Here is a 6,647-nt window from a genome sequence, read left to right as displayed (position 1 = left end):
CACAAAACGCTGTATGCACCTGCTGAGGCAACCGAACAGATTAACATCATGAACGCATTGAAGGCATAAATTCTTAGTCTACCGGCGAAGGTAATGTACGATTACACTGTCGCCGTCAGTTATTACTTATAACTTGTTCCGTCCTCTCCTGCTTACCTATATACCGTTCCGCGCTGTAATTCCGTTTCTCTTGTATAGCAAATAATTAGCTGCGGGTTCATACTAATTAAAGGATTGTCTGAACTCCAACGGTGATTGATTGGTTTTTGTTTTAAACAATTTGCTGAACGATTGCAAATGTTCGAAGCCTAAAGCGTAAGCGATCTCACTAACTGACAAATCGGTAGTAGATAACAGCTCTTTGGCTTTGACAATGAGTTTTTCATGAATATGTTGTTGGGTATTCTTCCCGGTGATTGATCTCAACATTGCGCTCAGATAGTGTGGAGAAATATGTAATGCTTCAGCCACCGCTGCAACAGTTGGCAAACCTGGTTTGGATAACTTTTCGCTATCAAAATATCTGTTCAGTAAATCATCTAATTTGTCAAGTAATTTATGACTGGCAACCTTGTTGGTATTAAATTGCCGTTGATAGAACCGTTCAATATATGCCAGCAATGCATCAATTAAAGCAATCGCAATCTTTTCACTAAATATATCCCTGGCTTTTTGAAACTCGTGAGCAATATTTGCAACAATTGTATTGATCGTAGTTTGTTCTTCTTCAGATAAAAACAGCGCTTCATTGAAATCATAGTAAAAGAAATCATACGCCTTAATTTTCCTGGCAAGCGGCGTATGCCATAAGAAATCCGGGTGAATGCAAAGCATCCATCCTGATGCAATAGCACTTACAGCTTTGTTGGGTGTTACCTTTACTACCTGCCCGGGTGCCCGGAAGCCTAAAACGCCCGCGTTAAAGTCTTCGGGTAGCCGGCCATATTTTGTCTCTGCTGTACTGCCTTTTTTTAATGATATCACATAAAATCCGAAGACGACATTTCCCGATTCTATCTGGTTATATATAGGGGCAGTAGCAATATCGATAACACTAATCAGAGGATGCTCCGGTTGAGGTAAATTTCTTAACTTATAAAATTGCCCGATTGTTTTTATCTGATGAATCATTCTGTTAAACTGTAAGTACGATTTTCCCTGCGGTACGGCGGGTTTCTACCTGGGTATGCGCTTCAGCCATAGCAGTAAAAGGATAAATTCTGTTGATGAAAGACTTTATTATGCCTTTAGACATTAAACCCGCGAATGCCCTGAGATCATCCCCGTTAAATTGTAACGCTCTTAAAGATAAATTTACGCCTTTTTCTTTCGCTTTGAACATTATATCTTCATGTGTGAGCGCCACAATTGAAATAATGGTGCCACCCGGCTTAGCTATATCAATAGACTGTTCCAAAGTTTCTCCCCCCACAGTATCAAAAACAAAATCGACCTCTTTAATTACTTCCCGGAAATTTTTTGTTTGATAATCAATATGTTTATCCGCACCGAGAGCCATAACAAAATCCCGGTTCTTCCCTGAAGACGTCGCAATTACTTCCGCACCCAGGTATTTGGCTATTTGTACCGCATAGTGCCCCACACCACCTGATGCTCCATGAATAAGAATTTTGTCACCCTTTTTGATATTCATCCCATGCACCAGTGGCTGCCATGCTGTTAAACCAGCCATGGGTGCAGCAGCAGCTTCTTCGAAAGTAATATGCGCTGGTTTATGAGCTAACAACCCTACATTGACCGCCACAAATTCGGCATAACCGCGGGCATTTTGTAAAAGTGCAAACACTGCATCACCAACCTCAAATCCATCAGTGTTATCAGACTTTTCGACAACCTCTCCGGATATATCCCAACCCATGATCACGGGGCGCTCTTCGCCGAATATATGGGTGATAAATGCCGGTGTACTACGATAAATTGCATCTGCCGGGTTTATGCCGATAGCCTTTACCCTGATTAAAACTTCCCCGCTTTTTAAAGCAGGTTTTGGTGCTTCGCCGGGAACCAGTTTATCGGCTCCTCCGGCTTCATATAATAAATATGCTTTCATAGCTCAAAATTCGGAACAAATCGCAATACCGGTTTAGCCTGAGCGGACTAATATTTAGTCAAAATGGAAATATTCCGGCAATTCAATTATTTTGTGATATCCTCTGGCCTCACATTTACCACTGGCATTCTTTCGGTGTTCCAATATCTCACAGTGAAATTTTACTGAAGTAAAAGGTGATATAACATAAATACCCTGATGTTTCCTGGTATGCAGTGATAGCTATGCGCAATAAGCAGATGTTTAGTAATTTGTGGATATGACAAACGAAAGACCAACCATATACGATGTCATCATTATCGGCGGAGGACAAAGCGCTCTATCTGTTGCATACTATCTCCGGAGAACCACATTGAAATATATTCTGCTCGATGCGGCTACCCTTCCGGCAGGAAGCTGGCAGCATGCCTGGAAATCCCTTTCACTGTTCTCACCGGCGCAATGGAGCTCACTCCCCGGAGTTATTATGCCAGGAGGCCAGCATCATTACCCCAGCCGTGCAGAAACCATCGCCTACCTAACCGCTTACGAATCACGATACAAATTCCCGGTAGAAAGGCCCGTAACAGTAACGGCAGTGAATAAACGGGAAGATACGTTTATACTAACCACTACCGCCGGCTACTACTATGCAAAGGCTGTAGTGAGCGCTACCGGCACTTTTAGCAACCCCTTCATTCCTCACATTCCCGGCACAGGCATTTTTAATGGTACACTGCTTCATTCATCGCAATACAGAGAACCCGAAATATTCGCGGGGAAACGCGTGGCCATTGTAGGAGAAGGTAACTCAGGCGCCCAGATCCTTGCAGAAGTTTCAAAAGTAGCTGCAACCCTTTGGATCACACTACAGCCACCCAGATTTTTACCGGACGATATAGACGGAAAATATCTTTTTGACGCAGCTACCCGGCAATACGAAGCAAAACAACAAGGCAGTGATTATCAACCACCTTCACTGGGGCATATTGTAATGGTGCCTTCCGTAAAAGAAGCAAAAGAAAGAGGTGTGTATGCACATTTCCTCCCGGCATTCGATCACTTTTACAAAGATGGGATAGCGTGGGCCAATGGCCAACAGGAAGCGGCAGATGCAGTTATCTTCTGTACAGGGTTCCGGCCCGCCCTCTCACACCTGGCCCCACTTGGAATCATACAACCAGATGGCAGGATTAAAACAAACAACACCAAAGCAACAGGTATCAACGGCCTTTGGTTAACCGGTTACGGCTCGTGGACCGGCTTCGCCTCCGCTACCCTGATAGGCGTAGGACGAACCGCCCGGCAAACAGTGGAAGAGCTCAGCAGTTTCCTCCAATAACTACTTTCCCGCTTTAAACGATAATCCCTTCTCTTCCAGCGCATGCTGCAATTTAGGCATGGAGCTTTTACCCATACCATGAAGCGCCAGTATTTCCGCCTCGCTGAACCTGGAAAGCTGCTGCACAGTCCTGATCCCTTTACTTTCCAATGCACGGCGTGCCGGCGCCGGCAGGGATGCAAAAAGATCCCCGGGAGCAGCGGTATGCCTGGCAGCATTTTTGGCCATGCTCTCCTTCACCCTGAACTTTACTATTTTATTGATTAATGCAATGGGCAGCGGTTTGTCCAACGGAAACTGCACAGCGCCTTTGGAATTCTTATAAACAGAAAGTTCTTTTTCAAATGCTTTAATACCGGAAGCCCCCGGGTAAAACCCGATGTGTTGCTTATAGCCCCCAAAATGCACCAGGTTACCGTTCAATGTAAATGTTGGAATACCGTAACTTATTTTCTCACCCGCTTCAGGTACAATTGCCTTGATAGCTGCTCTCATTTGCTGCAGCAATACCTGTGTTTCCCTGGGAAAATCTGCTATGTACTGATCAATAGTGCTTACTGTTTTCATATCGCTTAATTCTTACTGAAAATTACCACAATCCCTGCATTCCCGGAAGGTATTAACGCGACATTATACAGGGCCATTTGCGACTTCCTCCCTGTAAAAGAAAAGGCGCACCGGTAATCTGTGCACCTTTTTTCTTTTTTATTTTAGGAAGATGGATACTAAAAACGGTACCCTATCGTCATCCTGAAATTTCGCCGCGCTTCCACAATGTAATTATAAAATCCGCTGGAGGTAGTAGGGATAGAAGCCGCTGTAAGCAACCGCTGGTTATCCAGCAGGTTATTGACCAGCAGGGATACATTGTATTTCCCTTTCACATAGCTCAATCCGGCATCTGTACGGAAATAGTTAGGAATGCTAAACACTCTCGTAGCGCTCCCCACATACCTGTCTGCCATCCACTGGATGCCTCCCGTTACACCAAATCCATTTAAAAACCCTTTACCAATGCGATAATTCAGCCAGGCATTGGTAATATGCGTGGCGGTATTCGGCGTAATATTTCCCACCGTTTTTGTAATGGCTGTTGGCGCTTCTCTGGAGATTTTTGAATCGGTGTAAGCATAGTTCAAAGTTGCATTCAACCCCGGTAATATTTCCCCGTTAATATCTATTTCCACACCTTTGGTAAGTGTTTCTCCCAGCTGCTCCTGTACGCTGGCGCCGCGACTGTCCTTTATATCCAGGTTCACCACAGCGTTCTGGCGGGCAATGCGGTATACGGTAGCCGATGCCACCCATTTACCATCAAACCATTCCTTCTTCACTCCCGCTTCCACATCTATGCCTTTAATGGGCTTAAATGCGTTCTGGTTCGAGTCAGCACCAGCCACCGGCACAAACGACTGGTCAAACAAACCATAAATGGTAGTGGACTTATCTATCGAATAGCTCAGGCCAACCCGTGGCGTAAATACATTATCCTTAATAGCCAGCGCCTTGGTTCTTCCAACTGTTTCGGCATAGGTGAAACGCCCTGCCAGCGATAAACGCAGGCGGTTATTGAAAAAGCCCAACTCGTCCTGCGCATAGGCGGAGGTGTAATTTACAGATGTAACATATCCTCCGGCCCCCGCCCTTATGGCCAAAGGCTGGGTGCGGTCTGTTACCGGGAACGATGCAAATGGAATGCTGTATTCGGGGTTATACACATTGAACATTTTTCCTCCACCCATTTTCAGATCGGAAGTCAGCTGCCTGAAATCCCCCCAGAATTTTTTGTTGCCCATATCCACACCTGCCAATATCCTGTGCCGCACCGTTCCGGTGTACTCCTCCCCCGAAATGGAAGCCTGTGCAAAACGGTTTTGCCCTGCTTCATCAGCAATGCTGTATGCCCTGCGCATATCCCCGTTTACCGCTACGCTATCGGCCCACACGCTGTTAGCCACCATACTGAAATTAAAATATGCCACCTGCGCATGTGCCTCCCATTTGTCGTTAAACTTATGATCGAAGTACAGGTATACGCTATGATCTTTCAGTTTGCCCGGGGTAAAGGAAGGATCTCCATAAAAGAAATCATTGGAAATCTTTTCATCCAATAATTTATTTTTAGAAAAAACATAGTTGCCATTAGCCAGGTAAGTGGCTCCCTGGTAAGTATATTCCAGTGTAACGGACGTACGGTCATCTACCAGGTATTTCAATACCGGTGCAAACAGGTAACGATTGTTATAATTGTACCTGGTATAATAATCTTTTTGCTGCCCTGCCAGGTTCAATCTGTACAGCAGCTTACCATCCTTGCTCAGTTTACCATCAAAATCCAAGGCGGCGCGATAAGTGCTGAAACTTCCCATACTGATGTTAACTGCTCCTTTGGTGATGCCGGTTGGCTTTTTTGTTACCACGTTATAAAAACCACCGGGCTCGCCCCCTGCCAGCATAAAACCAGCAGGTCCTTTTACAAATTCAATGCGGTCAATCATAGCTACATCTTCTGCTGTTGGTCCCCAGCTGGCCTCTATGTTCATACCATTACGGAAAGCCGGGATCTTGGAACCACGCATCCGGATGTTGGCATACTGGTTATCCCAATGGCCTACGCGCGTAGCGCCGCTTACATTGCGCGTAATGCCATCTACCAGGTCAAACGCCTGCTGATCAGCCATTACATTCGCAGATACTACCTGGATATTTTGCGGCACTTCAAGAATGGGAGTTCTCAATCGCAATGAGCCGGAAAGGCTATCATTCTTATACCTGTTCCTGGCGCCGCTTACAATTACTTCTTTCAGTTGCTTGTCAGACGCTTCCAGCTGTAATCTTACCTGCGCAATCTGGTCTTCTTCCACAACAATTTCCTTCGACATTGTTTTATAACCGATCAGCATCACCTGCAAGGTATATTTTCCGGGCATCAGCTTCCTGAATACAAATTCACCTTTCTCATTGGTAAGAGTTCCCCTGTTCTTTTCTTTGATCTGCACTGCTACATAAGCTGCGGGCGCTCCGTCTGATGTAACCACCAGTCCCCTGATAGCAGATAAAGGCTCAGCAACAGCCAGCGCATTAACGGAAAAACATACAGTACAAAAAAAGCATACCAGTACCGCGGTCCGGTTGATAAGTAAACGCATATAGGTTAGTTGAATCAGTTTAAAAATCAGGCGCAAAATTAGCTCACGGTATAAAAGCGAGGTTATGGATTCGGGAAATTGGTTTGCGCAATGCGGAAAATCCGGA

The 6,647-nt window shown here is 45.2% G+C and carries 5 protein-coding genes; 1 reads left to right on the top strand and 4 read right to left on the bottom strand.

Annotated elements, in window-relative coordinates; translation table 11 throughout:
• Positions 1-222: 222 nt before the first annotated feature.
• Positions 223-1,131 carry a helix-turn-helix domain-containing protein gene (locus VIM72_RS31260; protein ID WP_142683596.1) on the bottom strand — a complete coding sequence of 303 codons (909 nt, stop codon included), beginning with the start codon at positions 1,129-1,131 and terminating at the stop codon, positions 223-225.
• 4 nt (positions 1,132-1,135) lie between these two features.
• Positions 1,136-2,071: an NADP-dependent oxidoreductase gene (locus VIM72_RS31255; protein WP_332006716.1), complete on the bottom strand. Its 936-nt coding sequence runs from the start codon at positions 2,069-2,071 to the stop codon at positions 1,136-1,138.
• Positions 2,072-2,330: 259 nt separating this feature from the next.
• On the opposite strand from VIM72_RS31255, the gene VIM72_RS31250 reads away from it, so the two are divergent.
• Positions 2,331-3,392, top strand: coding sequence for an ArsO family NAD(P)H-dependent flavin-containing monooxygenase (locus tag VIM72_RS31250; RefSeq protein WP_332006715.1), 1,062 nt, complete (start codon positions 2,331-2,333; stop codon positions 3,390-3,392).
• On the opposite strand, the gene VIM72_RS31245 is transcribed toward VIM72_RS31250, so the two are convergent.
• Together VIM72_RS31245 and VIM72_RS31240 are read right to left on the bottom strand one after the other, a co-directional pair.
• A complete protein-coding gene (locus VIM72_RS31245; protein WP_332006714.1) occupies positions 3,393-3,959 on the bottom strand; it encodes a DUF1801 domain-containing protein in 567 nt (188 codons plus the stop codon). It abuts the gene before it with no gap.
• 158 nt (positions 3,960-4,117) lie between these two features.
• Positions 4,118-6,541: a TonB-dependent receptor gene (locus tag VIM72_RS31240; RefSeq protein ID WP_332006713.1), complete on the bottom strand. Its 2,424-nt coding sequence runs from the start codon at positions 6,539-6,541 to the stop codon at positions 4,118-4,120.
• Between the last annotated feature and the right edge of the window lie 106 nt (positions 6,542-6,647).

Source organism: Chitinophaga sp., assembly GCF_036569185.1.
Classification (GTDB): Bacteria; Bacteroidota; Bacteroidia; order Chitinophagales; family Chitinophagaceae; genus Chitinophaga.
This window is presented reverse-complemented; position numbering and strand designations above follow the sequence as displayed.